This is a genomic window from Caballeronia novacaledonica (assembly GCF_900258035.1).
In the GTDB taxonomy this organism is placed as follows: Bacteria; Pseudomonadota; Gammaproteobacteria; order Burkholderiales; family Burkholderiaceae; genus Caballeronia; species Caballeronia novacaledonica.
Genome location: NZ_OGTP01000017.1, coordinates 22,355 through 48,084, shown reverse-complemented (window position 1 = coordinate 48,084; position 25,730 = coordinate 22,355). Strand labels below are relative to the sequence as shown.

General features: G+C 62.6%; 27 protein-coding genes, 2 pseudogenes and 2 riboswitches. Of the genes and pseudogenes, 13 read left to right on the top strand and 16 right to left on the bottom strand.

All coding sequences use genetic code 11. The features are described from left to right. The first annotated feature begins 5 nt into the window (after positions 1 to 5). Genes NOV72_RS21915 through NOV72_RS21900 form a run of 4 tightly spaced genes read left to right on the top strand, consistent with a single transcriptional unit; the run spans position 6 to position 4,326 of the window. Entirely contained in the window at positions 6 to 1,526 is a 1,521-nt protein-coding gene (locus NOV72_RS21915; RefSeq protein ID WP_106856671.1) for a sugar ABC transporter ATP-binding protein, read from the top strand. Next, positions 1,519 to 2,577: an ABC transporter permease gene (locus tag NOV72_RS21910; protein WP_106856670.1), complete on the top strand. Its 1,059-nt coding sequence runs from the start codon at positions 1,519 to 1,521 to the stop codon at positions 2,575 to 2,577. The genes NOV72_RS21915 and NOV72_RS21910 overlap by 8 nt, the downstream gene beginning before the upstream one ends. After that, a complete protein-coding gene (yjfF, locus tag NOV72_RS21905; RefSeq protein WP_106856669.1) occupies positions 2,574 to 3,596 on the top strand; it encodes a galactofuranose ABC transporter, permease protein YjfF in 1,023 nt (340 codons plus the stop codon). Before NOV72_RS21910 ends, yjfF begins: the two co-directional genes overlap by 4 nt. 7 nt (positions 3,597 to 3,603) lie before the next feature. Further along, the gene (locus NOV72_RS21900) at positions 3,604 to 4,326 is read left to right on the top strand and encodes a FadR/GntR family transcriptional regulator (RefSeq protein ID WP_106856668.1); all 723 of its coding nucleotides are present in this window, start codon (positions 3,604 to 3,606) and stop codon (positions 4,324 to 4,326) included. Positions 4,327 to 4,330: 4 nt separating this feature from the next. Here NOV72_RS21900 and NOV72_RS21895 read toward each other — a convergent pair whose 3' ends face one another. Next, positions 4,331 to 5,494, bottom strand: coding sequence for a phytanoyl-CoA dioxygenase family protein (locus NOV72_RS21895; RefSeq protein ID WP_106856667.1), 1,164 nt, complete (start codon positions 5,492 to 5,494; stop codon positions 4,331 to 4,333). A gap of 45 nt (positions 5,495 to 5,539) precedes the next feature. Further along, the gene (locus NOV72_RS21890) at positions 5,540 to 6,319 is read right to left on the bottom strand and encodes an AraC family transcriptional regulator (RefSeq protein ID WP_106856666.1); all 780 of its coding nucleotides are present in this window, start codon (positions 6,317 to 6,319) and stop codon (positions 5,540 to 5,542) included. A 97-nt stretch (positions 6,320 to 6,416) separates the two neighbouring features. Between NOV72_RS21890 and NOV72_RS21885 the strand changes: the two genes are divergently transcribed. From NOV72_RS21885 to corA, 4 genes are all read left to right on the top strand, one after another. After that, positions 6,417 to 6,668 (top strand): hypothetical protein, encoded by a 252-nt coding sequence (locus NOV72_RS21885; protein WP_106856665.1) that lies wholly within the window; start codon positions 6,417 to 6,419, stop codon positions 6,666 to 6,668. 22 nt (positions 6,669 to 6,690) lie between these two features. Continuing rightward, complete coding sequence (locus NOV72_RS21880) at positions 6,691 to 7,644, top strand: quinone oxidoreductase family protein (protein ID WP_106856664.1); 954 nt, start codon at positions 6,691 to 6,693, stop codon at positions 7,642 to 7,644. 315 nt (positions 7,645 to 7,959) lie between these two features. Beyond that, entirely contained in the window at positions 7,960 to 8,178 is a 219-nt protein-coding gene (locus NOV72_RS21875; protein WP_106856663.1) for a hypothetical protein, read from the top strand. A gap of 155 nt (positions 8,179 to 8,333) precedes the next feature. After that, positions 8,334 to 9,311 carry a magnesium/cobalt transporter CorA gene (corA, locus tag NOV72_RS21870; protein ID WP_106856662.1) on the top strand — a complete coding sequence of 326 codons (978 nt, stop codon included), beginning with the start codon at positions 8,334 to 8,336 and terminating at the stop codon, positions 9,309 to 9,311. A gap of 1 nt (position 9,312) precedes the next feature. On the opposite strand, the gene NOV72_RS21865 is transcribed toward corA, so the two are convergent. The 5 genes from NOV72_RS21865 to NOV72_RS21845 all read right to left on the bottom strand — a co-directional run bounded on the left by NOV72_RS21865 (position 9,313) and on the right by NOV72_RS21845 (position 13,105). Further along, positions 9,313 to 10,008, bottom strand: a complete 696-nt coding sequence (locus NOV72_RS21865; RefSeq protein WP_106856661.1) for a hypothetical protein — start codon at positions 10,006 to 10,008, stop codon at positions 9,313 to 9,315. Between the two features lie 504 nt (positions 10,009 to 10,512). After that, complete coding sequence (locus NOV72_RS21860) at positions 10,513 to 11,016, bottom strand: SLATT domain-containing protein (RefSeq protein ID WP_106856660.1); 504 nt, start codon at positions 11,014 to 11,016, stop codon at positions 10,513 to 10,515. A 62-nt stretch (positions 11,017 to 11,078) separates the two neighbouring features. Further along, positions 11,079 to 11,486 carry a VOC family protein gene (locus NOV72_RS21855; RefSeq protein ID WP_106856659.1) on the bottom strand — a complete coding sequence of 136 codons (408 nt, stop codon included), beginning with the start codon at positions 11,484 to 11,486 and terminating at the stop codon, positions 11,079 to 11,081. Next, entirely contained in the window at positions 11,483 to 11,992 is a 510-nt protein-coding gene (locus NOV72_RS21850; RefSeq protein WP_106856658.1) for a helix-turn-helix transcriptional regulator, read from the bottom strand. The genes NOV72_RS21855 and NOV72_RS21850 overlap by 4 nt, the downstream gene beginning before the upstream one ends. A gap of 228 nt (positions 11,993 to 12,220) precedes the next feature. After that, positions 12,221 to 13,105: a LysR family transcriptional regulator gene (locus NOV72_RS21845; protein WP_181291136.1), complete on the bottom strand. Its 885-nt coding sequence runs from the start codon at positions 13,103 to 13,105 to the stop codon at positions 12,221 to 12,223. A gap of 76 nt (positions 13,106 to 13,181) precedes the next feature. Between NOV72_RS21845 and NOV72_RS21840 the strand changes: the two genes are divergently transcribed. Further along, positions 13,182 to 14,483, top strand: a complete 1,302-nt coding sequence (locus NOV72_RS21840) for an aspartate aminotransferase family protein (RefSeq protein WP_106856656.1) — start codon at positions 13,182 to 13,184, stop codon at positions 14,481 to 14,483. Positions 14,484 to 14,487: 4 nt separating this feature from the next. On the opposite strand, the gene NOV72_RS21835 is transcribed toward NOV72_RS21840, so the two are convergent. Next, complete coding sequence (locus NOV72_RS21835; protein ID WP_106856655.1) at positions 14,488 to 14,961, bottom strand: VOC family protein; 474 nt, start codon at positions 14,959 to 14,961, stop codon at positions 14,488 to 14,490. 40 nt (positions 14,962 to 15,001) lie between these two features. After that, positions 15,002 to 16,276 (bottom strand): D-amino acid dehydrogenase, encoded by a 1,275-nt coding sequence (locus NOV72_RS21830; RefSeq protein WP_216858892.1) that lies wholly within the window; start codon positions 16,274 to 16,276, stop codon positions 15,002 to 15,004. A gap of 65 nt (positions 16,277 to 16,341) precedes the next feature. After that, positions 16,342 to 16,455: riboswitch (glycine riboswitch) on the bottom strand. A 3-nt stretch (positions 16,456 to 16,458) separates the two neighbouring features. After that, positions 16,459 to 16,547: riboswitch (glycine riboswitch) on the bottom strand. Positions 16,548 to 16,662: 115 nt separating this feature from the next. Here NOV72_RS21830 and NOV72_RS21825 point away from each other — a divergent pair. After that, the gene (locus NOV72_RS21825; RefSeq protein WP_106856654.1) at positions 16,663 to 17,916 is read left to right on the top strand and encodes a cation:proton antiporter; all 1,254 of its coding nucleotides are present in this window, start codon (positions 16,663 to 16,665) and stop codon (positions 17,914 to 17,916) included. Positions 17,917 to 18,075: 159 nt separating this feature from the next. Here the strand turns inward: NOV72_RS21825 and NOV72_RS21820 are convergent, their stop codons facing one another. Continuing rightward, positions 18,076 to 18,237, bottom strand: a complete 162-nt coding sequence (locus NOV72_RS21820) for a DUF1328 family protein (RefSeq protein ID WP_035508907.1) — start codon at positions 18,235 to 18,237, stop codon at positions 18,076 to 18,078. A gap of 515 nt (positions 18,238 to 18,752) precedes the next feature. On the opposite strand from NOV72_RS21820, the gene NOV72_RS21815 reads away from it, so the two are divergent. Together NOV72_RS21815 and NOV72_RS21810 are read left to right on the top strand one after the other, a co-directional pair. Next, positions 18,753 to 20,672: an AAA family ATPase gene (locus NOV72_RS21815; RefSeq protein ID WP_106856653.1), complete on the top strand. Its 1,920-nt coding sequence runs from the start codon at positions 18,753 to 18,755 to the stop codon at positions 20,670 to 20,672. A gap of 38 nt (positions 20,673 to 20,710) precedes the next feature. After that, complete coding sequence (locus tag NOV72_RS21810) at positions 20,711 to 21,181, top strand: VOC family protein (RefSeq protein WP_106856652.1); 471 nt, start codon at positions 20,711 to 20,713, stop codon at positions 21,179 to 21,181. Between the two features lie 19 nt (positions 21,182 to 21,200). Here the strand turns inward: NOV72_RS21810 and NOV72_RS21805 are convergent, their stop codons facing one another. The 3 genes and pseudogenes from NOV72_RS21805 to NOV72_RS32820 all read right to left on the bottom strand — a co-directional run. Then, complete coding sequence (locus tag NOV72_RS21805; protein WP_106856651.1) at positions 21,201 to 22,577, bottom strand: undecaprenyl-phosphate glucose phosphotransferase; 1,377 nt, start codon at positions 22,575 to 22,577, stop codon at positions 21,201 to 21,203. A 14-nt stretch (positions 22,578 to 22,591) separates the two neighbouring features. Next, positions 22,592 to 22,823: pseudogene (locus NOV72_RS21800) on the bottom strand (hypothetical protein). A gap of 137 nt (positions 22,824 to 22,960) precedes the next feature. Continuing rightward, positions 22,961 to 23,104, bottom strand: a pseudogene (locus NOV72_RS32820) (DegT/DnrJ/EryC1/StrS family aminotransferase); the annotation flags it as partial. Positions 23,105 to 23,327: 223 nt separating this feature from the next. Between NOV72_RS32820 and NOV72_RS32415 the strand changes: the two are divergent. Continuing rightward, complete coding sequence (locus NOV72_RS32415; RefSeq protein WP_181291135.1) at positions 23,328 to 23,708, top strand: hypothetical protein; 381 nt, start codon at positions 23,328 to 23,330, stop codon at positions 23,706 to 23,708. A 149-nt stretch (positions 23,709 to 23,857) separates the two neighbouring features. On the opposite strand, the gene NOV72_RS21785 is transcribed toward NOV72_RS32415, so the two are convergent. The 3 genes from NOV72_RS21785 to NOV72_RS21775 form a co-directional block, all read right to left on the bottom strand. Then, the gene (locus NOV72_RS21785) at positions 23,858 to 24,322 is read right to left on the bottom strand and encodes a MarR family winged helix-turn-helix transcriptional regulator (RefSeq protein WP_245933119.1); all 465 of its coding nucleotides are present in this window, start codon (positions 24,320 to 24,322) and stop codon (positions 23,858 to 23,860) included. Between the two features lie 74 nt (positions 24,323 to 24,396). Beyond that, positions 24,397 to 24,837, bottom strand: coding sequence for a cupin domain-containing protein (locus NOV72_RS21780; RefSeq protein WP_106856649.1), 441 nt, complete (start codon positions 24,835 to 24,837; stop codon positions 24,397 to 24,399). A 371-nt stretch (positions 24,838 to 25,208) separates the two neighbouring features. After that, on the bottom strand, positions 25,209 to 25,535 hold the full coding sequence (locus tag NOV72_RS21775; protein ID WP_106856648.1) for an HdeA/HdeB family chaperone: 327 nt from the start codon (positions 25,533 to 25,535) through the stop codon (positions 25,209 to 25,211). Positions 25,536 to 25,730: the final 195 nt, after the last annotated feature.

Genomic DNA, 25,730 nt, shown 5'->3' with positions numbered 1-25,730 from the left:
CGCCGATGACTTCGCCCGTATTGGAGTTGCGCGGCATCGACAAGCGCTTCGCCGGCGTGCATGCGTTGCAGGACGTGAATCTCACCCTCTATCCGGGCGAGGTTCACGCGCTGATGGGACAGAACGGCGCGGGCAAGTCGACGCTCATCAAGGTGCTCACCGGTGTCGTCAGTCTCGACGCCGGCGAGATTCTGCTCGACGGCCGCGCGATTCGCCCCGAGTCGCCGCTCGGCGCGCAGAAGCTCGGCATCAGCACGGTCTATCAGGAAGTGAATCTCTGCCCGAACCTGTCGGTGGCGGAGAATATCTTCGCCGGCTACTTTCCGCGACGCGGCGCGCTGCACGGCTATCGCATCGACTGGGACGCGACGAACCGGCAGGCGCGCGAACTGCTCGCGCGCATCGGCCTGGATATCGACGTGACGCGCGTGCTGACGAGCTATTCGGTCGCCGTGCAGCAGATGGTCGCGATCGCGCGGGCGCTGAAGCTGTCGTCGAAAGTGCTGATTCTCGACGAGCCGACCTCCAGCCTCGACGACGACGAAGTGCGCCGTCTCTTCGACGTGCTGCGCCGCCTGCGTGAACAAGGTCTCGCGATTCTCTTCGTCACGCACTTTCTGAATCAGGTCTACGCGATTTCGGATCGCATCACGGTGTTGCGCAACAGCCGGCGCGTCGGCGAATGGCGTGCGAGCGAGCTCGGCACACAGGCGCTCATCGCCGCGATGCTCGGACGCGAGCTTGCCGCCGCGCAAGCGCGTCAGGCGCCGCCCGACGATGTCGAAGCGGACACGAACGAAGCGGCGCTGCTCGACGCCGCGCAACTCGGTCAGAAAGGACAATTGCAGCCGCTCGATCTGCGCATACGCGCGGGCGAAGTGATCGGCGTCGCGGGCTTGCTCGGCTCGGGGCGCACCGAGCTTGCGAAACTGCTCTTCGGTCTGGAGAAGCCCGACGAAGGCGAACTGCGCATCGATGGCGCGCCGGTTTCGTTCGCGACGCCCGCGCAGGCGATCCGTCACGGCATTGCGTTCTGTCCGGAAGAGCGCAAGGCGGATGGCATCGTCGCGGAGTTGTCGCTGCGCGAGAACATCGCACTCGCGTTGCAGGCGCGCATGGGCGCGCGGCGCTGCCTCACGCGCGCGGAGCAGAACGCGCTCGCCGAACGGTTCGTGCGCGCGCTCGGCATCAAGGCCGCGACGCTCGACATGCCGATCGGCCTGCTTTCCGGCGGCAATCAGCAAAAAGCGCTCATCGCCCGATGGCTCGCGACCGAGCCGCGCCTCCTGATCCTCGACGAGCCCACACGCGGCATCGACGTCGCGGCGAAGCAGGAAATCATGGACGAGATACTGCGCCTCGCATCGACGGGCATGGCGGTGCTCTTCATCTCGTCGGAGATCGCGGAGGTCGTGCGCATTGCGAATCGCATCGTCGTGCTGCGCGACCGTCGCAAGGTCGGCGAACTTCCGGCGGGAACGAGTGAAGATACGGTGTGCGAAAGGATTGGAGCCGAACATGGATGACACCGTACGGCGTGGAATGCTGCGCTCGGCGATGGAACATCGGCTTGGCTGGCCGATCGTCACACTCGTGCTGCTGCTCGCGCTGAACGCCGCGTTCAATCCGGGCTTCCTGCATGTCGAATGGCGCGATCATCATCTTTACGGCAGCCTCGTCGATATCCTCAATCGCGCCGCGCCGCTCGCGGTCGTCGCGCTCGGCATGACCATCGTGATCGCGACGCGCGGCATCGATATCTCCGTGGGCGCGGTCGTCGCCATCGCGGGCGCGGTCGCCGCATGGGCGATCGGCGGATCGATCGCAGGCAACGTCACGCGCTTTCCGTTGCCCGTCGTGATCGTGCTCGCGCTCGGCGTCGCCTTGTTGTGCGGGCTGTGGAACGGCCTGCTCGTCGCGCGCGCGGGCATGCAGCCGATCATCGCGACGCTCATTCTCATGGTCGCGGGACGCGGCATCGCGCAGCTCATCACGAGCGGCCAGATCATCACGATCTACTACTCGCCCTACTTCTTCTTCGGCGGCGGTTATCTGCTCGGCGTGCCGGTGTCGATATTGATCGTCGCGCTCGTGTTCGTGCTGCTCTATCTCGCGATCACGCGCACGGCGCTCGGCTTGTTCCTGCAAGCGATCGGCATCAATCCGACCGCCGCGCGCGTGGCCGGCGTGCAGGCGCGCCGGCTCACGCTCGGCGCGTATGCGTTCAGCGGATTGTGCGCGGGCGTCGCGGGCATTCTCATCAGCTCGAACGTGAAAAGCGCCGACGGCAACAACGCGGGCCTCTTGCTCGAACTCGATGCGATCCTCGCCGTGACGCTCGGCGGCACCGCGTTGACGGGCGGGCGCTTCACGCTCGCGGGCAGCGTGATCGGCGCGCTCATCATTCAGACGCTCACGTATCTGATCTATTCGCTCGGCGTGCCGCCGGAGGTGAATCTCGTCGTGAAGGCGATCGTCGTGTTCGTGGTGATGATGCTGCAGTCGGGCGAATTCCGCGCGACGGTCGTGAAGTTCGCGCGCCGCCCCGCTCTTTCCGACCGCGAGGTGCGCCGATGAATTCCGGCCTGCCCACGCTCACGCAGCATCGCAAGGAAGATACGCCGCCGCGCAAGACTTCGCGCAGCCGCTATCTTCCGCTCGCCGCGACGGTGTCGCTTTTCATCGCCGTATCCGTACTCGGCTCGGTGATGTACACGGGCTTCTTCTCGCCGCAGGTCTTTCTCAATCTGCTGATCGACAATGCGTTTCTGATCGTCGTCGCGGTGGGCGAGACGTTCGTGATTCTGTCGGGCGGCATCGATCTTTCGGTGGGATCGGTGATCGCGCTCACGACGATGGTCTCCGCCGCGCTCGTCGAGAAAGCGGGCTGGCATCCGCTCGTGGTGATTCCGCTCGTGCTCGCAATGGGCACCGCGTTCGGCACGCTGATGGGCTGGCTGATCGCGCGCTTTCGTTTGCAACCATTCATCGTCACGCTCGCGGGAATGTTCCTCGCGCGCGGGCTGTGCTATCTCATCAGCATCGATTCGATCAGCATCACGGACCCGTGGTACGCAGCCGTTTCGCAGATTCGCATACCCGTCATGAGCGGCGCGTCGCTGTCGCTCGGCGCGGTGATCGCGCTCTGCGTGCTGGCCGTTGCGGTGTTCGTCGCGCACTACACGCCGTTCGGACGCACCATTTACGCGGTCGGCGGCAATCCGCATTCGGCGCTCCTGATGGGCTTGCCGGTGAACGCGGCGACCATCGGCGCGTATGCGCTGTCGGGCTTCTGCTCCGCGCTCGGCGGCGTGCTCTTCACGTTCTACATGCTGTCGGGTTACGGTCTGCACGCAATGGGCCTCGAACTCGATGCGATCGCTTCCGTCGTCATCGGCGGAACGCTGCTGACGGGCGGTGTCGGCTACGTGATCGGCACGCTGTTCGGCGTGCTGTTGCTCGGCATCATTCAGACGCTGATCTCGTTCGACGGCTCGCTCAGTTCGTGGTGGACGAAGATCGCCGTCGGCGCGTTGCTGCTCGTGTTCTGCCTGTCGCAGCGCGCGTTCGGCGAACGCGGCGCGGCGAAGCGCTGACGAAGACATGGACTATCGCCATCCACAGCCCCGCAAGAGCATGCACGCGCGCATCGTGCAGGAGCTCGGCATCGATATCGTGAGCGGCAAGCTCCAGCCGGGCGATCGCCTGCCTGCCGAAGCCAAGTTATGCGAAGCATATGGTGTGAGCCGGCCGGTGCTGCGCGAAGCGACTCGCGTGCTGGTCGCGAAAGGGCTCGTGCTCTCGAAGCCGCGTCTGGGCAGCGTCGTGCGTCCGCGCGACGAATGGCATACGCTCGATCCCGATGTGCTCTTCTGGACCATCAACAGCGTGCATGAAGGCGAGTTCTTTCAGTCGCTGCTCGTGGTGCGCAGGATCGTCGAGCCGGCCGCCGCCGCGCTCGCCGCATCGAACGCGACGGAAGACGATGTCGCGCGCATCCGCGATGCGTTCGAGCGCATGTCGCACGCGGACACGCCCGAGGCATTGCTCGCGCCCGATCTGGAGTTTCATCGCGCGATCTTGACGGCGACGCACAACGACATGCTGATGTACATCGGACACATGCTGACGCTGGCGCTGTCGGAATCGATCAAGCTGACGAGCCGCCATCCCGATACGCACGCGCTGTCGTTGCCGCGGCACAAGGCGATTCTCACCGCGATCTCGAATCGCGATCCGCTCGGCGCGCGTCATGCGAGTCTCGTGCAACTCGACAATGCACTCGCCGATGCGCAAAGCGTGTTGTCGGCGGTGTATCAGGAATGAGGCGTTATGTGCTTCGGCGCCATGCGTTGTCCTTCAGCGCCTGTTCGAACGCATTCACGGGCCAGGCTTCATCGAGCGCCTGGCGAAGCAGCGCCTGCTGACTCTTCGGCGCAAGACCGCCGATGGGCGGATCGCGATCCAGATTCGTCGGGAACGCATAGCCTTCCGCACACGACGCGATGACCGCATTCAACTCGGCATCGTTCATGCGTCCCGCCGATTTGTAATCGAGCAACACCGGAAAGATCGCTTCGCACATGCGCGCGCGATCGAGCGTTTCCATCGCGCGGCCATACGCCGATGAAACCTGCAGAAGATTCGCCATGCGCTGCACGTCATGCGTGCGGTTCGCGCCCGCCGCGTGAAAGAGCGCCGGGCTGAAGAAGAGCGCGTCGCCTTTGTCGAGCGGCAGTTGAACGTAGTGGGCTTCGAAGTACTCGCGGAAGTCCGCGCGACGCCACGCGAGATAGCCTTCGCGATAGCGTTGCGAGAACGGCAGAAGCTTCGTCGGACCGCTTTCGACGGGCATGTCGCTGTGCGCGACCGCGCCTTGCAGCGTGAGAAACGGCGACATCGCGTGGACGTGCGCCGGATAGCGCCGCACTTCATCGGCGGTCTGAAAGCCGAGGTGATAGTCGCGATGCGCCTGTTGCGCGTCGCCGCCCGGCCGCACGACATTGACCTGCGACGTCATCTGGAAACCCGGACCGAGCCACGCCTGCGCCGCGCATTCGATGAACGGATTCGCGAAGTAGCGCGCGAACACGCGCGGCGCTTGCAGACAGAGCTTTTCCTGCGCATTCCAGATGCGATCGTTCGCGCCCGCCTTCGCGAAGTGATCGCCCGCGCTCGCGCCTCGCGCCCGCTCCTGCTCGATGATGGATTCGAAAATCACGGTGGCTTCGTCGATCGGGCCGGTGTCGGCATACGCGCGCTTCAACACGAAGACGCCCGAGCCGTCGCGCAGCACCGTCGCCCATTCCGCCTGCAACGCCATGAGCTTCGATGTGTCGCGTAGTACGTCGGCGAGCGCGTGGCAGTCGTAGAGCGGAACGCCGCGCTGCGTATCCGACGCGAACGCGGGCCTTTGCGCGGCATCGCGTTGCAGCAGGCTCGCAAACTCGTCGAGCGAACAGCCGCGCTCGGTATACCAGTTCGTCTCGTTCATGTCTCGCTCCGTTTTCCTCAAGGATAGCGGCTTCCGATGCGAAGATCAGTCGCGCGCCGCCATGTAACGGCCAGGCGTCGTGCCGAAGGTCTTGCGAAACACGTCGATGAACGCGCTGATGTTGCCGTAGCCGAGTTCGAGCGCGATCGTCGTGACGGGAACGCCATCGGCCACGCGCTCCAGCGCGCGCAGCATGCGCGCCTGCTGACGCCACTGCGCGAACGTGAGCCCGGTATCCGCGACGAAGCGGCGGCTCATCGTGCGCGGCGACACGCCCGCCCATGCCGCCCATTCCTCGAAGCGCCGGTTGTCGGAGAGATCGTTCGCGAGCGCATCGGTGATTTTCACGAGCGCCGGATCGAGCGGGCGCTGCAGATGCAGCGGCTCTTCGGGCGCGGCGGCGAGTTCGTCGACGATCACTTCCGCGATGCGCGCCTGCGATGCATCGAGCGCCGCGCCCGGCCACGTCGCCGCGCGATGCACGGCCTCGCGCAGAAGCGGCGTCGTGCGAATGGCGCGCGGTTGCGCCGGCAGCGTCGCGCAACGCGCCTCGGCGACGAACACGCTCCATCCCGAGAACGGCCCGTACGAACGCACCGAATGCACGCGATGCGGCGGGATCCAGATTGCATGAATCGCGGGCACGACCCACCGATGCGCATCGACGCCGATCGATACCAGTCCGCTCAACGCGCCCATCAACTGCCCGCGCGCGTGAGTGTGCGGCGACATCTCGCGCGGCTCGCTCTGTGTCAGTTCGGCTGCGGCGAGGAACGGGCCTTCGTGCGACATGACGAGGTCCGGTCGGATGATCGGTGTATGCATGGCCGGATTGCGGTATCGATTGACCTTTATACCGGAGACCGGCCGATGACGCACGACTAGACTGGCTTCATCCGATGCACACAGGAAGCCACCAACGATGCAAGCCAGCGACATCCTTCCCGATCACGCCGACCACGCCGAAGTGAACGGCGTAACCGTGCGCAAAGGCACGGCCGGCGCATTTCTCGTCAACGCGCGCATCTGGCTCGATACGAACGCCGGCAGCGAAGCACGCGCGACGGCGCAACGCGATATCGCGGACGCGCTGCCGGCGCTGCATGCGCTCGGCTTTTTCGATGTGCTCGAAATACGCGATCCCGCATTGAAAGCGTGGATCGACGCGCAATGAAACCCAACACACAGGTGATCCGATGAAAGCAGCCGTAGTCAGCCAGTTGGCACAGAAACCCGTCTATACGAACTTCGACGATCCCGTGGCATCGGATGGTCATCGCATCGTGCGCGTGGCCGCGTCCGCGTTGAGCCAGTTGGCGCGCGCACGGGCCTCGGGACAGCATTATTCGTCGTCGAATACGTATCCGTTCGTCGCGGGCGTCGATGGCGCCGGGCGTCTCGAAAGCGGCGAGCGCGTGTACTTCTTCGCACCCGTTGCGCCCTTCGGCGCGATGGCGGAACGCACGCTCGTCGCGACCGAGCGTTGCATCGCCGTGCCCGATGCGCTCGACGACGTCACCGCTGCGGCCATCGCGATTCCCGGCATGTCGTCGTGGGCGGCGCTGACCGAGCGCGCACGATTCGTCGCCGGAGAAACGGTCCTGATCAACGGCGCGACGGGCGCGTCCGGGCAACTCGCGGTTCAGGTCGCGAAGCAGCTCGGCGCGGGAAGAATCATCGCGACGGGACGCAATCGGACCGTGCTCGACACGTTGCGCGCGATGGGCGCCGATGAAACCATCGCGCTCAGCGACGACGAACCCGCGATGAGCCGCGCATTCGAAACCGCATTCGCCGATGGCGTCGATGTCGTGCTCGATTATCTGTGGGGAGCGAGCGCGCGCGCTTTGCTGATCGCGGCGGCGCGGGCATCGCAGGAACAGCGTGCGTTGCGCTTCGTGCAGATCGGCGCGATCAGCGGCGGCGAGATCGCGTTGCCTGCCGCCGTGCTGCGCTCCAGCGCGATCACGCTGCTCGGCAGCGGTCTCGGCAGCATCGCGCTGGATCGATTGCTCGCGGCGGCGCAAGCCGTGCTGAAAGCGGCTGCGGCGGGCGGCCTGCATGTCGATACGCAAGCCGTGCCGCTCTCGCAACTGGGCGAGCGTTGGGACGATGACGCAGGCGTGCGCACCGTGTTCGTCGTCGGCTGACGTTTGCCCAACCGGCGCGCGCTCGTGACCGCTATTACTAATTATCGCCAGAAATATCTCACGATGCGGAATTGAGGTCCGTTTCCCGAAAATCCGCGCTGCATGGCAGCACGGCGCGGTTTGCACATCGGAGAATGGCCTTTCTCATCATGAGAGGCCGTTGATAATGCGTTGATTATTATCGATTTTTATTTGGTGCGCATCACCACGTACCGCGACCGGCCGCCGCCCTTTCTTCGATAACCTCTTATACAAGAGGTGCACGTTCGCCGATGCGAACCGCCCGGTGCTTTCCAATCACGCTGGAGCAACGCAATGCAGAATGTCTATATCGAACCGATGCCGAAGGGCCAGTGGGGGCCGATCGATGGCTACACGCTCGAATTCCACGACGGCACGAAGATCACGCAGCAGGTGTATCGCTCGGAGCGGCTTGCCGTCGATGAAATCAAGTTGCGCGGCTATTCGCCGATGGTCGCGAAGGTGCGCGTGACGGACAAGACCGTCGATGATCATTGGCAGCCTGCCAAGTAAGCCTTACGAATGCGCTTCGCATCGCTCGCGCGGCGCATTCTTCACCTGTATTTTCCCTTTCGACCGCAATAAAAACGTGCTCACGCGGCACGCGATGTCATAAAAGCGTCCACTGAGCGATGCACGATGCATGTCTGTCTTCGTGGAGACCGAACATGTTGATTGCCTGCGCCGCCTATCAGGACGGTCGAAAGCTCGGCGATATCACCGTCGACGAGATCAGCGACTACGTGCAGAAGCCGGAGTGCTTCGTGTGGGTCGCGCTGAAAGATCCCGATCCCCAGGAACTCGACGCGATGAAAGAAGAATTCGGCCTGCACGAGCTCGCCGTCGAGGACGTGCGCGCGCATCATCAGTGGCCGAAGATCGAGGAATACGGCGAATCGCTCTTCGCGGTGATGCACACCGTCGAGCTTCAGGAAGATGGCAGTCTGCTGTTCGGCGAAGTCGATGTATTCGTCGGCAGGAACTATGTGCTTTCGGTACGCATGCGCACGATGCACGGCTTCAAGAAAGTCCGCGAACGCTGCGAACGCGAACCGCCGCTCCTCAGGCAAGGGTCCGCTTTCGTGCTCTATGCGCTGATGGACGATATCGTCGATGGCTACTTTTCCGTGCTGGAAACGATGACCGCCGAACTCGAAGTGTTGGAGGACCGCATTTTCGCGCGTCAGGAAGGGCGCGATTCACGCGAGCTGATCGAGGATCTGTATCGCTTCAAGCGACAGCTCGTCGTCATGCGTCATCACGTCGGCCCTTTGCTCGAAGGCGTCGGCAAGCTGACCGGCGGCCGCGTGCCGGGCATCTGCGAAGGCATGACGGCTTACTTCAAGGACGTCTACTTTCATCTGGAGCGGATCGTCGGCGCGATCGAGGGACGCCGCGAAATGGTGATCACCGCGATTCAGGTCAATCTCGGCATGATCGCGCTGGCCGACAGCGAAATCACCAAGCGCCTCGGCACGTTCGCGGCGATGTTCGCGGTGCCGACGATGATCGCCGGAATTTACGGCATGAACTTCGAGCACATGCCGGAATTGCATACGCGCTTCGGCTATCCGATCGTCATCGCGGGAATCGTCACGATCGACACGTTGCTCTTTCGCTGGTTTCGGAAGGCGAAGTGGATCTGACCTAATTCTTCGATCTGCTCGGCTTCCAGCTTCCGTCGGCGGTCATGGCCGGTTTCACCGGCGCGGGGATCGCGGCGACCTTTTGAAAATCCTTCGTGGACGTGGTTTTCGCTTGTGCGACCGGCGGAGTCTTCGAAGACTTGCTCGTCTGCCGACGTTTCGGCTCCGCTGCGGCAACGCGACGTTGCGGTTGCACGGCACATGCACGACTGGTTTTATGCGCACAGGCGGCGGCGGGTTTGGAGGCGGCTTTCGACGTTGCCTTGCTCGAATCCTGCGCGCGAGTTGCGGGCGGTTTCGCCGCGACCGGGCGTTCGGGAACGACGACCGGACGGGTATCGCGATTCTCGCTCGACGCGGCTACCGTCATCACCGGTGAAGCCTTTTCGACTGAAGATTTCGTCGCCGCGCGAGCTTGCTCTCCGACGCTCCCCGCGACCGCGACAGGCAATGCTCCCGCACGCGGCGTCGACGGATGTTGTTCGATATAGGCGCGTATCAGGAAACACGCGCCGAGCACGACACCGCCCATGGCGACCGTGGTCAGTATCGAATTCGAAATGCGATCCGATTCGAGCACAGCCGCGCCGCCCGACGCGGGCGCGGACAAACGCGGTTCGCGCAGGCGCGGACGTCTGCCCCACCAGCCGCGCGCCGCCTCGACCGCCCGCGACGTCGTTTCCGCGTCCTTCTTCATGACGGCGCCGTGTCTGTCGGCGCCGCAAAGCGGGCATACGATTTCTTCGACTGACGAAAGAGCTTCACATCGAGGGCAGATGAGCAGATAAGGCGACGATTCGCCGGTCCGCTGGTCCATTGTCACACTCCGTCCGAATCATTCCGGAAGGCAATCGACAATCAGCGATCGCCCGGTCGCAAGTAATACATACGAATTACCGTAGCATACCGGGCAACGTTTCGAAAACGCAAACAAAGGCATCGTGTGTGACGTTCAATCATCAGTTGAATCAGGCTGACCGCTATCAGCCGCGACTCATCGCTTGATTATTGGCGTAGCGTTTTCCTCGGTGTGCAGGGCTGCGCTTTTCGCTGAGGTGCGAGTAACCCGATGCAGAGCATCACGAAGACCGCAACGCATCCCGAATCGAACCGACGACATCGCCATTTTCTTCGTAGTACTGCGTTTCATGCGCGAGATCGATTGGTCTTTCGCGAGCCCTTACAACACCAGCGGTGCAGTTCACGACTTCGCCACGCTGCGCGGCAGATGCGGCGCGGTCTGCGCGATATGGTCGAGTTCGTCGCGCACTGCATCGATCACGCGCGGATCATGCAAAGAAGGATCGGCGGCGTGGATCGCTTCGAGACGCCGCCGCACTGCGCCGTACTGCGCGCCCGCTCGCCGATGCAATTCGGCGCGCTCGCTGTAACGCAGGAACGTTTGCAACGAAGCGAGCACGGCCGCGCTCAGGCTCGTCATGCCGATGACCACGCGCACGTCCGGCGACACCGCCGCCGCGACGAGCGACAGAAACGCCGACGTGCCCGTCACCGCCGTAATGCCGATGACGCCGAGGCCGAGCCGCCGGCCGCAGCGCGTCAGCCTGTCGGCCATCGTGTAATGACGAATCTGCGATTCGCGGGCGCGCCTGATCCACGCCAGCACGAGCGCCGGCGTGTCGCGAGGCGGATCATACGAGGAAGCCGCGCCGGTTCGCGGCGACTCAATGAGCAATTCGGTCATGTTCTAAGCACTCTATGAACAGACCTCATGTTCTCCGCGAACCCGGACACATCATGTCCCGTTCAGCGCGGCGCCTGAATCATCTTCCAGCCATTGCCGGCGGGATCGCGAAATCCGGCATCGACGCTGCCGAAGCGATCGACCGGCTCCTGCGTGAACTCCACGCCATTCGCCTTCAGCCGTTCGTATGTCGCGCGGCAATCCGCGACGGACAGCACGAGCGGCGGCATCGCGCCTTTCGCGACCATCGCGCGCAGCGTTTGCGCGGTGGCGTCGTCGTGAATGGGCGGGCCGGGCGCGAACAGGCCGAGCTGAAACGAAGGCTGATCCGGATGCTGCACGGTGAGCCATCTGTACGTTCCGTTGCGCACGTCGGTGTGAACGCGGAATCCGAGCTTGCCGACGTAAAACGCAAGCGCTTCGTCCTGATCGTCGACATAGATGCCCACCACGTTGATGCCCTGATTCATGTGACCTCCTTCGTTGAAGATGGCCGCACTGTACCCTTCGCGCCGCGCCGGCGCTTCTCCAAAACTGCGATCGTCAGATCGGGACGCTGCGCGGCCTTCAGCACGCAGGCGGGCACGCGATCGAGCGCGGCAATGGCGGCGCGGGACTCGATGCGCATCGCGCCCGGACTGTGGCCGGTGATGTCGCGAAAGATGCGGCCGAAGGTGCCGAGACTCTCCCAGCCGGTGACGAACGCGATGTCCGTGATGGAAAGATCGGTGTCGCGCAACAGCGTGACGGCCTGCTCGATGCGCCGCGTCAGAAGATAGCGATGCGGCGGAATGCCGAACGCCCGCTTGAACGAGCGCGCGAAATGGGCTTCGGAAACGCCGCTGACTTCGGCCAGACGCCTCACCGGCCAGTCTTCGTGCGACGACGCGTCCATTCGGTCCCTGGCGCGCAGCAGGCGTCGCAGGAGCGCCGGGTCTTGCGAGGCGTCGGCGCTGTCGTGGTCGCGAGAAGGCATGGCGTGCGGGGCGCGGAAGGAAAGCGGCTAGTGTAGCCCGCGCATGAACGCTTCCGCCGCAAAAGAAAAGCGTCGTGTGGACGGAATCCGCACGACGCCAAGTCGCTCGATCCCTGGAGGGAAAAGAGCTAGAGGGGATGCAAAGCATCTTAGCGCGCGAAAACGTTGCGCCAAGCGTCGGAAAGCGGGTGATTTCCGGCCTACTTCGCCCGATCGAATTTCATCGCCTCAGAGCAACGGCAGCGTGAGCCGGATGTGCTCCGCAAACGCCGCCGTCAACAACGACGGCCGCTCCCGCGCGAACTTCAGCGATATGCCCACGCCCGGCAACGCAGGCAAACCGGGATCGGCATTCAGCACGCACAAATCCGCCGGCACGGCCGTCTGCGTGATGACCGCGAAAGCTTGCCCCGAGCGCACCAGCGCGATGAGCCCCGCGAGACTGCTGCTCGCATACGCGATGCGATACGCCTTGCCCGCACGCTCCAGCGCGTCGCACGCGGCGATGTGATCGAGCGTGTCGGGATCGGAGAGCGCGAGCGGCAAGGGATCGTAGTGCGTCGAATGCATCCCCGGACAGCCGATCCACACGAGTTGCTCGCGCCGGATCACCTCGTCGCCGGGGCTGTCTTCGGGCAGCGAGAGCATCGCGAGATCGAGCGCGCGCTTCTTCAATTGCTCGGCGAGCCGGGGCGTCGGGCCGCACACGACTTCCACCAGCGCGTGCGGATGCTGGCCCGAAAACTGCCGCAGCAAGGTCGGCAGGAAAACGGCGGCGTAATCGTCCGGACAGCCGAAGCGGATGCTGCCCGACAGCCCTTTGCCGCACAGATCGGCCATTGCCTCGTCGTGCAGCCGCAGGATGCGCTGCGCGTGAACGAGCAGACGCTCGCCGGGATTCGTCAGCACGACGCCGCGCCCGGTGCGCTGAAAGAGCGGCTGATCGACGATGTCCTCCAGCCGCTTCATCTGCTGGCTCAGCGCGGATTGCGTGCGGCCGATGCGCTCGGCCGCGCGGCTCAGCGCCCGCACTTCCGCGATGACGGCGAACGAGCGCAGCAGTTCGATCTCTAGCGACAGACTCAAGATATTAGATCCTCTTCTATCTCGCATTAGAACTATTCGATTCTATAAAACCAGAGCGCCGACTACACTGCAAGTTCTTTCACCTTTCGCCAGGAGAAGCACGGTGTCCCGGAACAACGACGCAACTTTTTGGCAGAACGCCAGGCAGCACCTCATTCGCTACGGCGGCACGTTCGAGCCGATGATCATCGAGCGCGCGCAGGGCAGCTTCGTCTACGACGCAGACGGCCGCGCGATTCTCGATTTCACGTCGGGACAGATGAGCGCCGTGCTCGGTCACAGTCACCCTGAAATCGTGTCGGTGATCAGCGAGTATGCGGGCAAGCTGGATCATCTCTTTAGCGGAATGTTGTCGCGGCCCGTCGTCGATCTCGCGACGCGCCTCGCCGATATCACGCCCGCCGGCCTCGATCGCGCGCTGCTGCTCAGCACCGGCGCGGAATCGAACGAAGCCGCGATCCGCATGGCGAAGCTCGTCACGGGCGGCTACGAAGTCGTCGGCTTCGCGCAGTCGTGGCACGGCATGACGGGCCACGCCGCGTCCGCCACCTACAGCGCGGGGCGCAAGGGCGTCGGTCCGGCGGCGGTCGGCTCGTTTGCGATTCCCGCGCCGTTTGCGTATCGCGCGCGCTTCGAGCGCAACGGTCACTACGACTGGCTCGCGGAACTCGACTACGCGTTCGATCTCGTCGATCGACAGTCGAGCGGCAATCTCGCCGCGTTCATCGCGGAACCGATTCTGAGCTCGGGCGGCATCATCGAATTGCCGGAAGGCTACATGGCGGCGTTGAAGCGCAAGTGCGAGGAGCGCGGCATGCTGCTGATTCTCGATGAGGCGCAAACCGGCATCGGCCGCACGGGCACGATGTTCGCCTGCCAGCGCGACGGCGTCACGCCCGACATTCTCACGCTCTCGAAAACGCTCGGCGCGGGCCTGCCGCTCGCGGCGACGGTGACGTCGGCGGCGATCGAAGAGAGAGCGCACGAACTCGGCTATCTGTTCTATACGACGCACGTGTCCGATCCGCTGCCGGCGGCCGTCGGCCTGCGCGTGCTGGACGTGGTCGAGCGCGACGGGCTCGTCGCGCGCGCGAACGTGATGAGCGCGCGGCTGAAACGCGGCCTGCTCGATCTGATGGAACGCTTCGACTGCATCGGCGATGTGCGCGGGCGCGGTCTGCTGCTCGGCGTGGAAATCGTCAAGGATCGCCGCACGAAGGAGCCCGCCGACGGCCTCGGCGCGAAGATCACGCGCGAGTGCATGAATCTCGGGCTGAGCATGAACATCGTGCAGTTGCCCGGAATGGGCGGCGTGTTCCGCATCGCGCCGCCGCTCACGGTGAGCGAGGAAGAGATCGATCTCGGTCTCGATCTGCTCGGCAAGGCCATCGAGCGTTCGCTGTAAGACCTCAGCCGCCCGCCGCCGCGCGCTCGATCGCCGTGATGTCGATCTTCTTCATCGTCATCATGGCGTCCATCGCGCGTCTGGCGGCTTCGCGATCGGGGCCGTCGAAGATGTCGAGCAGCCGCTTCGGCGTGATCTGCCATGAAAAGCCCCAGCGGTCCTTGCACCAGCCGCAGGGGCCTTCCTCGCCGCCATTGCCGATAATCGCGTTCCAGTAGCGATCGGTCTCTTCCGCGCTGCCGGTGTGAACCATGAAGCTCACCGCTTCATTCGGCTTGAAGTTCGGGCCGCCGTTCAGCCCGAGAAAGCGCCGGCCGAGCACGGTGAACTCGACGGTCAGTTCCGGCCCCGTCCCCACGCCCGGCTTCGCGGATACATGGCCCGCGCCGACATGGCTATCCGGGAAAGTGGCGGCGTAGAATTCCGCCGCTTCACGGGCGTTACCGTCGAACCAGAGGCAATTGACGAGCTCGGCCATCGCACGCTCCTTCGTCACAGTGAACCGTGCGCCGACGATATCACGCCGCCACGTCCATCCTCACATGCGACGAAGCGCCGGCCTGCGCATGTCTGGACGGCATGCGCCGCAACACCGCTTCGGCGACGATCTCCGCCGTCGCAGCCGACAACGTCCAGCCGAGATGCCCGTGGCCGGTGTTGTAGAACACGCCCGGACGCCTGCCCTGCCCGACCTTCGGCAGCATGCTCGGCAGCATCGGGCGCAGGCCGCTCCACGGAATCACGCGCGCGGTCGATACATCGGGGAAATGGCGTCGCGTCCATTCGACGAGCGGTGCGATGCGATCCGCGCGGATATCGCGATTGACGCCGTTCAGTTCCGCCGTGCCCGCCACGCGGAAGCGGTCCGCGCCGAGCCGGCTCGTGACGATCTTCGCGCGGTCGTCGAGCAGGCTGACCCACGGCGCGTGATCGCGGCTGCGCGCGTCGTCGAGGCAGACGGTGATCGAATAGCCCTTGACCGGATAGACATTCAGATGATCGCCCGCCATCGACGCAAACGCCCGGCTGCCGACGCCCGCGCAGATCACCATGCCGTCGAAGTGAAGCGTCTGCGTCTCGTCCGCATGCTCGACGTTCAGCGAAATACGCCCTGCCCGTTCATCGATCGATGTCACCGACGTGTCGTAGCGAAACTCGACGCCGTGCCGCGCGCAGGCATCGGCGAGTCCGCGCGTGAATTTGTGGATGTCGCCGGTGGAATCCGACGGCGTGAAGAAGCCGCCATGAAACGAGCCATGCAAGGTCGGTTCGATCGACGCGATCTCTTCCGGCGTGACCGCGTGACGGTCGAGGCCCGCATCCGTCAGGATCCCGTTCACTTTCGCGGCGGCGTCGAACTCCTTGCGGGTCGCGTAGAAATGCAGAATGCCGCGCCGTTCGAGATCGAAATCGATCTTCTCGTCCCGCGCGATGCGAAACAGATGCTCGCGCGCCGCGATCGCAAGGCGCACGGTCTCGGCCGTATTCGCACGATAGTTCGGAATCTGACGCAGGAACTCGCCGATCCAGCTGTACTTGTGCCAGCCCGGCCGCGGATTCATGAGGAGAGGCGCGTCGCGCGTGAACATCCACTTCAGCCCTTTGAGCACGGTGGCGCGGCTGTTCCACACTTCGGCGTTGCTCGCCGACAGTTGCCCGCCGTTCGCGAAAGACGTTTCCATTCCCGCATAGCGATGACGCTCGATGACGGTGACGCGAAAACCGCGCTGCGCAAGGGCGTAAGCGGTCGTGACGCCGGTGATCCCGGCGCCGATGATGGCGATTCGTGACATGACATGGTCCAGATTGATTGAGCATCGCCGGCCTTGGCCACATACCGCAGCCGGCACCGATGCCCCATCTGTCCATGTACCTGAGAGTTTCGCCCGCAAGCCGCCCGACGTTGGCGTCGGCAGCCGGGGCTCCCCTTCGGTGGGCGCGTTCCAAATAGAATTGCGCCGCTCTCCAGATGTTCCGGCGCGCACGGTCCTTTTGCCTGAGAGTTTCCGGGGCGGTTGCTCCGTCGGCGTCGTCGCGAAGGACGAGCTCTTCCGTGGCGCGTTGTCGAACTTTTTGACAATACCGGTACAAAACTGACATGGCAAGCCCCCCGGCTCGTTGACAGACCATCGGCCTCGCCGTCAGACTCCCCGTCGTTCATTCTTACGCCGTTCGAAAGATGCCGTCTTCCCAGTTGTCCGTCTACTTTTTCGCCCAGGCCGCGGCGATCGTGCTCGCGAGCCAGTTCGTCGGCAGGCTCGCGCAGCGCGTGGGTCAGCCGCAAGTGGTCGGCGAGATGATCGCGGGCGTGCTGCTCGGCCCGTCGTTCTTCGGCATGCTCCTGCCGCACTGGCAGCAGGCGCTCTTTCCCAAGCCGACGATGGCCATGCTCTACGTCGCCGCGCAACTCGGCGTCGGGCTCTATATGTTTCTCGTCGGCACGGAGTTTCGCGCGGACCACTTCCGCGCACGCGCGAAGAGCGCGATGAGCGTGTCGCTCGCCGGCATCGTCGCGCCATTCGCGCTCGCGTTCGCGATGACGCCGTGGCTGCACACGATTCCCGGCCTCTTCGCGGACAAGGTTCGGCTCTACGAGGCTTCGCTTTTTCTCGGCGCGGCGATTGCGATCACCGCGTTTCCGATGCTCGCGCGCATCATCCACGAACGCGGGCTCACCGGCACGTCGCTCGGCACGCTCGCGCTGACCGCCGGCGCATTCGACGACGCCGCCGCCTGGTGCATTCTCGCGATCGTGCTCGCGGGCTTCGGCGGCTCGTGGATGGGCGCGTACGCGGCGATCGGCGGCGGCGCGGCCTTCGCGCTCTTCATGATCTTCGCCGGCGGGAAGTTGCTGCGCCGGCTCGCGGCCGGACTGAATCCGCACGCGCCGCTGCCCACGAGCGTGCTCGCCACCGTGCTCGCGCTGTTCTCGCTCTGCGCATTCGCGATGGACGCAATCGGCATTCATGCCGTGTTCGGCGGCTTTTTGCTGGGTGTCGCGATGCCGCGCGGCCCGCTGACGGAAAAGCTGCGCGACATGCTGCAACCGTTCGTCGTCGTGTTCCTGCTGCCGATGTTCTTCGCCTACTCGGGCCTCAACACGCGGCTCGACATGCTGCTGGACCCGGCCATCATGCTCGCGGCCATCGCGATCCTGCTCGCATCGTTCGGCGGCAAGGGCATCGCATGCTGGGCGGCCGCGCGCGCGAACGGCGAGCCTTCCGGCGATGCCATGGCGATCGGCGCGCTGATGAACGCGCGCGGCCTGATGGAACTCATCATCGTCAACATCGGCCTCGCGGCGGGCGTCATCCTGCCCGGACTGTTTTCGATTCTCGTGCTGATGGCCGTGGTCAGCACGCTGATGGCCACGCCGCTCTTCAACTGGATCGTGCGCCGCGATGCGGCGCTGCGCTCGGCCATCGCGCGCTAGCGGAACAAGCGCGGGCGTGGAATGGCCGAACCCGATGCGTATCCCTTCAGCCGAGCCGCGCGACGGAACGCGTGTCGTCGATCGGCGCGCGTTGATCGGACAAAAAAAAAGGCGTCGCGCCGACCAGCCGCGACGCGACGCCTGCATCGGAAAGGGCCGTCAACGTCGCATGAGGCCCATCACCAGCGTCACGAGGAAGATGACGAGGAAGATGAAGAACAGAATCTTCGCGATGCTCGCCGCTCCTGCCGCGATGCCGCCGAACCCGAGAGCGGCGGCGATGATCGCGATGATGAAAAAGACCAACGCGTAATACAACATGATGTTATGACCCTCCGGTTTGGATCCGCCGCGCGCCCCATGGTCGCGGACAGTTCACTACCCTAAGCAAGCAGTATTCCTTACCGGATGGAGCATAGTTTTTTCCCGTGATATCCTTGCCTCCGTCCTGCATACGCCATCCAACCTGCATCACGCCGCGAGCGCGGATCATCCGCTTTTTACACGGTCGTCAAGAAGACTCGTCACCTGCCGTTAATTAAAAAAAAGGGACGTGAAATCTGACGACGTGTTTAACGCTCGTTCGCGCGCTGTTCCGCGTTATCGAATGGTCATGCAATTTGGGCACCATTCAGCGGAGCACTTCCCGATTAGCGGGCCATGCTCGCATGGTTGACGATCTACGGTTCAAGGTCGATCGCCACGCCATCTTGAGGATCAAGACACACGCGCGGGCATCCCACCACCGAAGCACGAATAGAGACACGTCCGGATGCCATTTCCTCCGACGATAGATTGAAGGGCGTCGCTCTCGCGGCCCCATTGGGAAAGAATTGATGAAACCGTCAAGGAATTCGCTGCGGTCACGCGTTGGCCGATACTTCGCAATCGGTGTGATCGCCGCAGCGCTCGTCGCGGGCGCGGGCTTCGTTCATTGGCGCCATGAATTGCGCGCCCAGCAGTCGCAGTCGGCGGCGCTGACGGGAATCGCCAGTCAGATGCGCCATGACGCATCGGCGTGGACGCATCGCGAGAAAGACGCATCGGAAATGCTGACCGATATCCGCGATAAAAACGTCGCGACGATCGGCGTGAGTCCGGATGCGATTCTCGTCTCCACGATGAAGGGCGATAAGTACTACGTGGCCGATCATAACGGCGCGTTTTCGAATGCGCTGCTGCTCGGCGATATGAAACCCGGTGCGAGCGCGCCCTATCAATTGGTCTGGTTGCCCGACGCCAACGTGCGAACGGGCATCGCGCGCTGGAGCGAAATGTTCGATCGTTCGCGCGACATCCTGAGCCTCTTGCTGCCGCTCTTGATGCTCGGCGGCATTCTCTGGTTCATGCGACGCGAGATGCGAGGCGGCGCGCAACTGCTCGGCGAGTCGCCGACGCTGCGTTTCGACGACGTCATCGGCGCGGGCGAAGCAAAAGCCGCGCTGACCGATGTGCGGGCGTGGCTCACCGAACCCGCGCAATTCACCGGCATGGGCGTGCGCGCGCCGTGCGGCATTCTGATGACGGGCGGGCCGGGCGTCGGCAAGACGCGGCTCGCGCAGGCGCTTGCGGGCGAATGCGGCGCGAACTTCATCGCGATCACGGGCAGTTATTTCAGCGCGAAGTATTACGGCGTCGGTATTCAGAAGGTGAAGCATCTGTTCGAGCTCGCGCGCAAGAACGCGCCGACCGTGATCTTCATCGATGAAGCCGATGGCCTCGGCAAGCGCACCGATACCGGCGGCGGCCCCGTGGAAGCGGAGAGCAACCGCATCATCAATCAACTGCTCGCGGAAATGGACGGCTTCGCGTCGAACGAAGGCGTGATCATCGTCGCTGCTACGAATCATCCGGACAATCTCGATGAAGCGCTGCGCCGCCCCGGCCGTTTCGATCGCACGGTGCAAGTGCGTCTGCCGGGCGTCGACGATCGCGCCGAGATTCTGCGTTTCTACGCGGCCAATCTGAAGAAGAAAAACGACGACATCGATTTCGATCAACTCGCGCGTCTGACGACGGGTCTGTCGCCGGCCACGTTGTCGATGATCGTCAATCAGGCGGGACTCGTCGCGCGCAAGGCGGGCGAACGCGAAGTGTGCGCGAGGCATTTCCTCGAAGCGATCAAGATTGCGCGTATCGGCGACGTCAACGGTGCGGAACGCGCCTTGTCCGACGACGAACGCACGCGCATCGCGGTGCACGAAGCAGGTCACGGACTCGTCGCGGCGCTGCTCGGCACCGGCGTGCTCGAAGAAGTGACGATCCTGCCGCGCGGCGGCGCGTTGGGCGTCGCGCTCATCACGAAGATGCAGGACAAGCATCTTTATCGCGAGACCGAATTGCGCAACGAGATTCAGGTGCTGCTCGGCGGGCGCAATGCGGAACTGCTCATGTTCGATGAAGCGTCGAGCGGCGCGGCGTCGGATCTTCAGGAAGCATCGCGTATCAGCCTCGACATGGTGTCGAAATTCGGCTTCAACGAAGACGGCAATCTCTTCAGTCTTGCAGCGTTGCCGCAGCAGTACGCGGGCTTGCAACTGAAGAATTCGATCGGACACGCGAACGCATTGCTGCACGATCTGAGCGATGAATGCTTTGCGCTCTTGCAGGCGAACGAGCCGGTGTTGCGCGCGATCGCCGATCAGTTGCTCGAATCCGAAACCGTGCCGGGCGAGACGGTTTATCGCTTGATCCGCGAGCATGCGGCGGCCGTGAAGAATGCGGAAGCGGCGGTCAACGAAGTGCTCGCGGCCTGAGCCCTTTCGCTAATCGCGGATAAACCGGAGGTATCGATATGCCTGAAGCTTATCGCGGCAAAGGACTTTCGAGCGCGCTCTCGTATCAGGATCCGAAGGCCGCTTTCCGGTGGCTCGAAGCCGCATTCGGTTTCGAGCCGATGTTCGTCATTCTCGATGCCGACGGCAATCTCGCCCACTCCGAGATGTCGTATGGCGATTGCGTGATCATGATTGGCAGCGAATGGAGCGAAGACCACAAGAGCCCGCGCTCGGTCGGCGGCAGGAATACGCAGTCGGTGCACGTGCAACTTGCCGAAGGCGAGGACGTCGATGCGCATTGCGAGCATGCGCGCGCGGCGGGCGCAGCGATCATCGCGGAGCCGCAGACGCAGTTCTATGGCGACCGAACTTATCGCGCGAAAGATCCCGAAGGTCATATCTGGACTTTCGGCGTCACCGTGCAGAAAATGACGCCCGAGCAATGGGACAAGGCGAGCGGATTGACGACGCGCAAGCGGCTCGATTGAGCAGCGCGAAGTAATCGAATCAGTAAGCGTTGCTACTGCGTAGCCCTTTGAATATCGTCGCGGCGATGATGCGCATATCCAGTGCGAACGACCAGTTCCCCAGATAGTACAAATCGTGCGCGACGCGCGCCTCCATTTTCTCTACCCGGTCCGTTTCTCCGCGAAAGCCATTGACCTGCGCCCAGCCAGTAATTCCCGGCTTGATCCGGTATCGATGGATATAACCTTGCACGACTTTCTGATACAGGTCGTCATGTGCGAGCGCATGCGGACGCGGTCCCACGACGGACATTTCCCCACGCAAGACGTTGAAGAATTGCGGCAGTTCATCGAGGCTCGTGCGGCGCAGGAACGCCCCGACGCGTGTCACCCTCGGATCGTTGCGCGTGGCTTGCCGGACAACGCCGGCCTCTTCGGTATGCATGCGCATCGATCTGAACTTGTAGATGGTGAATTCCCGTCCGTCCGCCCCTTTGCGACGCTGCCTGAACAAAACGGGTCCAGGCGAACTGAGCTTGACTGCAATGGCGATAACAATCAGAAGCGGCGCGATCGCTGTGAGCGCCACGAGTGCGAACAGGCGGTCGAACACGTCTTTCTGCAGCAATGCTCTCTGCGAAAGCGGAGACGCCATCAGGTTGATCGCCGCCACACCCAGCAACTCCGTCACGCCGCTTTCGAAGAGCGCGAGGCTGCGCACGTCGGGAATAAAACGCACGTTCACGAGATCGTCGCGGAATTCGTTCACGAAGCGAAGGATGGTCCGATCTTGCGATAGCGGCAATGCGAGCCACACTTCATCCACCCGTTGCTCGCGGACATGCCTGACGAAAGCGTCGAATTCATCGAATACGGGCATTCTCGAAGTTATCGGCAATTCGGCGGATGCGTTGAATACCGCGATCGTGCGAAAGCCCGAATGACTCGCGCGCTCGATCCTTTTCATGATCGATTCACAGTGCCGGCCGCAGCCAACGACAGCCACCTGATGGAAGTTCATTCCGGCATGACGCATGCGCGCAAGCACCGCATGCGTTGCAAGACGTCCCAGGATCATCAGCGCGCCCGACATCGCGGTCCAGTATGCGAACCAGAGCCGCGAGACATCGTCGAGCCGATGCAGTGAGAACATCAGCACGAGCACGCAGGCCTGCACGACGAGCCACGCGAGCGATACGTGACTCGTCAGCACGATCTTGCTGCGCCCGCGCCACGACTCGTACACGCCGAAACCCGGGAAAAGCACGAGTGAAAACGCTGCTGCAAAGGCGACGAACGGCATGTAGTAAGCCGGCTCGGCGATATTGTCGAACCTGATCCGCGACGCAATGGTAGCGCCGCTTACCACCATAGCGACATCGAAGAGTCGCGCCAGCAATCCCTGAAAATCGCGCATGTCATACCTCGGCATCAAAGCGCTGTTGAAAAGATCAGATGCGGCCGTAGCAATTGTCGAGCCGCGCGATATCGTCTTCGCCGAGATAGGAGCCCGACTGAATTCTCCAGACGATGCCGCACGCCGAGCGGAATATACGTCGATTCGTTTTCCGAAGGCAGGAACTGATTGTCGCCTTGGGTCACGAGCGCCGTGGCGCGCACGATGATGATGCATTTGCAGCGAAAGACGCGCGCCCGGCGACACCACGATATGCTTGACCTGGAAACGCTCGCTGCGTTCAATCGAATCGTAAAAGCCTCATGAACGGCGCACTTTTCGGTCGATGCGCAGGAAATGATCGTATGTGTCGCGATGATGACTTCATCGTCGGGGCCAAGCTCGAGCGCCGCGCTTCCGAGCGCCGCGCTTCCGTTCGCGACGGCGATCGCATGTTTGCGGCCGACGTATCGCGCCATCGCCTGTTCGAAACGTTCGACGAAAGCGCCATCCGACGCGATCCAGCCACTCTCGATGCATTCGCGCACGCTCTTATCGACGATATCATCGACAGAGGATAAGCGTCGCGAGTGACAATATCTTGGCACCCTCCGCCACAATCCTAATCTTATCCCTATGCATAGCTAATCTGAAAACCGCACGTCAAGTCTCTTCGGCTCAAATCAGCGGAACATACGTTTTCGGTAACGAATTCGTTTGCGTCACCCATGCAGTCTTGGCAGGCGGTGACAGGGACAACGGAGAGCCGAAATGCAACATCTTTCAGGCGGTTGCCCCGAATTCGCCAGCGGCGACGTATGCGCCAATCGAAACGATATCGATTATTCTCAGGCTGGCCGTATTCTGCAATCTGGCGGGCGCGGACTTTTTGCTTGCCGCCTCCGGTGGCGGGTCTTCTTCATCAGACGTCACACAAGCGAGCAAGGCCCCGGCAACTTCCTTATCGACAGCCTGGATTTCCGGTCGGATAACTTCTTATCACACTATCACTTCAAGATAGTGCCCAATGTATTCTTCGCCCTGACATCCGGAATAGATTACGCGTCGGCGAATCAGGTCGACGTCGTAGCGGATAACACCGGCGTTCCACGCGCTCTGCAGAAACGTGGGGATCCGTCCGTAACGCATTGATCAGTGCGTCACGATCGAATGCCGGTACGTCGAAGTACTTCGGCAAGGTACGGAAATCCGCCGGACTTCGGCCGGCCTTGCATCGCGCGTTGTTGGGCGTCGGCAAGGTTCTTGATCGCCTGACTCATCACTGTTCCAGTTAAAAGAGGTTACTCGATCGGGATGTCGCGAATCTGATGGAGGTCTGCGAGCTTTTGCAGCAGGGCTCGAAGTGCGTTTCGATCCGATTCGTCGAGCACGGAAAAGAAATGGTCGTCGTTGGCGTCCGCAATGGCGGTCAGTTTGGGTAGCAAGCGACGCGCGTCGCGCGTGAGCGACAGAGTCTGCACACGATTGTCATCTGCGCTCGCAACGCGTGAGACGAGCCCTTTCGATTCGAGCTTGTCGAGAATCTTGGAGACGGCGCCCCTCGTCATGCCGATCGATGTGGCTATTGCCGAACTGGTCGAATGCGCCCTGCTTGCGATATGGTTCAACGCCACCCATTCGGCGACGGATATTTGCCGATCCGCCAGTGCGCGCGCAAAAGCGTTCGATACCTCGTTCGATACGAGCCTCATCCAGTATCCGAGGTGCCGCTCCAGAGGATTCTGATTGCCAAGAATGTCATTCACAGATCGCTCTTTAACGCATGTTTCCGTGGAAACAATATTAGTTTCCACGGAAACTTGTGTCAAGCGATCGCGATTCAGACCGCCGTGCGCGGAAGATATCCGCTGGGCTTACTCTGGAGCTTGCGGCTCACCTTGAGGGCAAGCAATACGGGTTTTGTGATATGCGGACGCAGAATCGCATGCTTGCGCACATATCTGGGCACGTACCACTCGGAGCGCGTACCCGCATAGAACAATGCAGCGTGTCCCGCGCGCAGCATGCGCGGTTCCTGGCCTTCTGCGGTGATGATAACTTCGCCTTCGATCACATAGATTGTCTCGTCTTCTTCGAAGTACCAGTTGAAACGACCGGCGGTGCAGTCCCAGACCCAGGAGGTCGTCGTGGTGTCGAGACTTTGCGACCATCTGCCGCTGCGTGCGACAGGATTGCCTTCGAGGATCCATGCCGGATCGATTGGATCTGATTCGAGCAACACGTCGTCCAGACGCACGGACTCGAAAACGTGTGATGTCATGAAGGCTCCTTTACGGTTGCTTACGGTCATCAGCAATCTGAATGGCCCCGATTTCGTCTTTAGGCAGACAAATTCACAAGAAATTTGTTCACCGACGACATTACACTTTGTAATGTCGATTCATCATACCGCGTTCCGGAAAATTGCAAATGGAAAACGTGTGCCTTGTATGACAAAAGCACACGCGCGGAGCTAAGCGTCCGTCAAGCGTGCTGGTGAAACGCGAGCCCGGTTATGCCGCATGTCATGTCCTGCAAGGGCCAGGTGAGCGTCGGGCTCGCGTGTCAGAGGTCTTGCTCGCCGTGCTTTTCGACGATAGTCGTGTTCTGTATCGACTCATCTCGTCACCTAGCAACCGACAGCGCGCGTCCTCAATGGTGATCGAAGAGTGCGATTTGATTCGCCTTGACCATGGACCGGACCTTCGTCACGAACTTCGTATTCGGCTCCAGCTTGCATGCTTCCGCGACGGTCGCGCCGACAGGCTGTTCCGTATCGATCACCGTGGTCTCCGTTCCCTTCACGCCGAGCTTGTCGACGCCGGCGACCCAATAAACGAGCGCAGGTTGATACGCTTCATCGACCTGCACGAAGTCCGCGCACGTCATCTTCGCGGGTGCAACTTTTATTTCCTTCGCGCTGGCGGCACCGGCGGCGCAAACACAGATCAGGGCAAGCAGAACTTTGGCGGACTTCATATGACACTCCTTGTTGGATGATTGAATTTCACAAGACGGCAAGCACATCTTATTCATGCAGAGTTAGATCAGAATTACTCAAGCCGGCTGCGCTGTGCGTACATGATCCGCGCCCAGCAGCGTCCAGCCGATGCCGCGCACACTGCGCATCGAATGAATGAGCACGTCGAGCGCATTGCTTTCCACCTCGAAGAA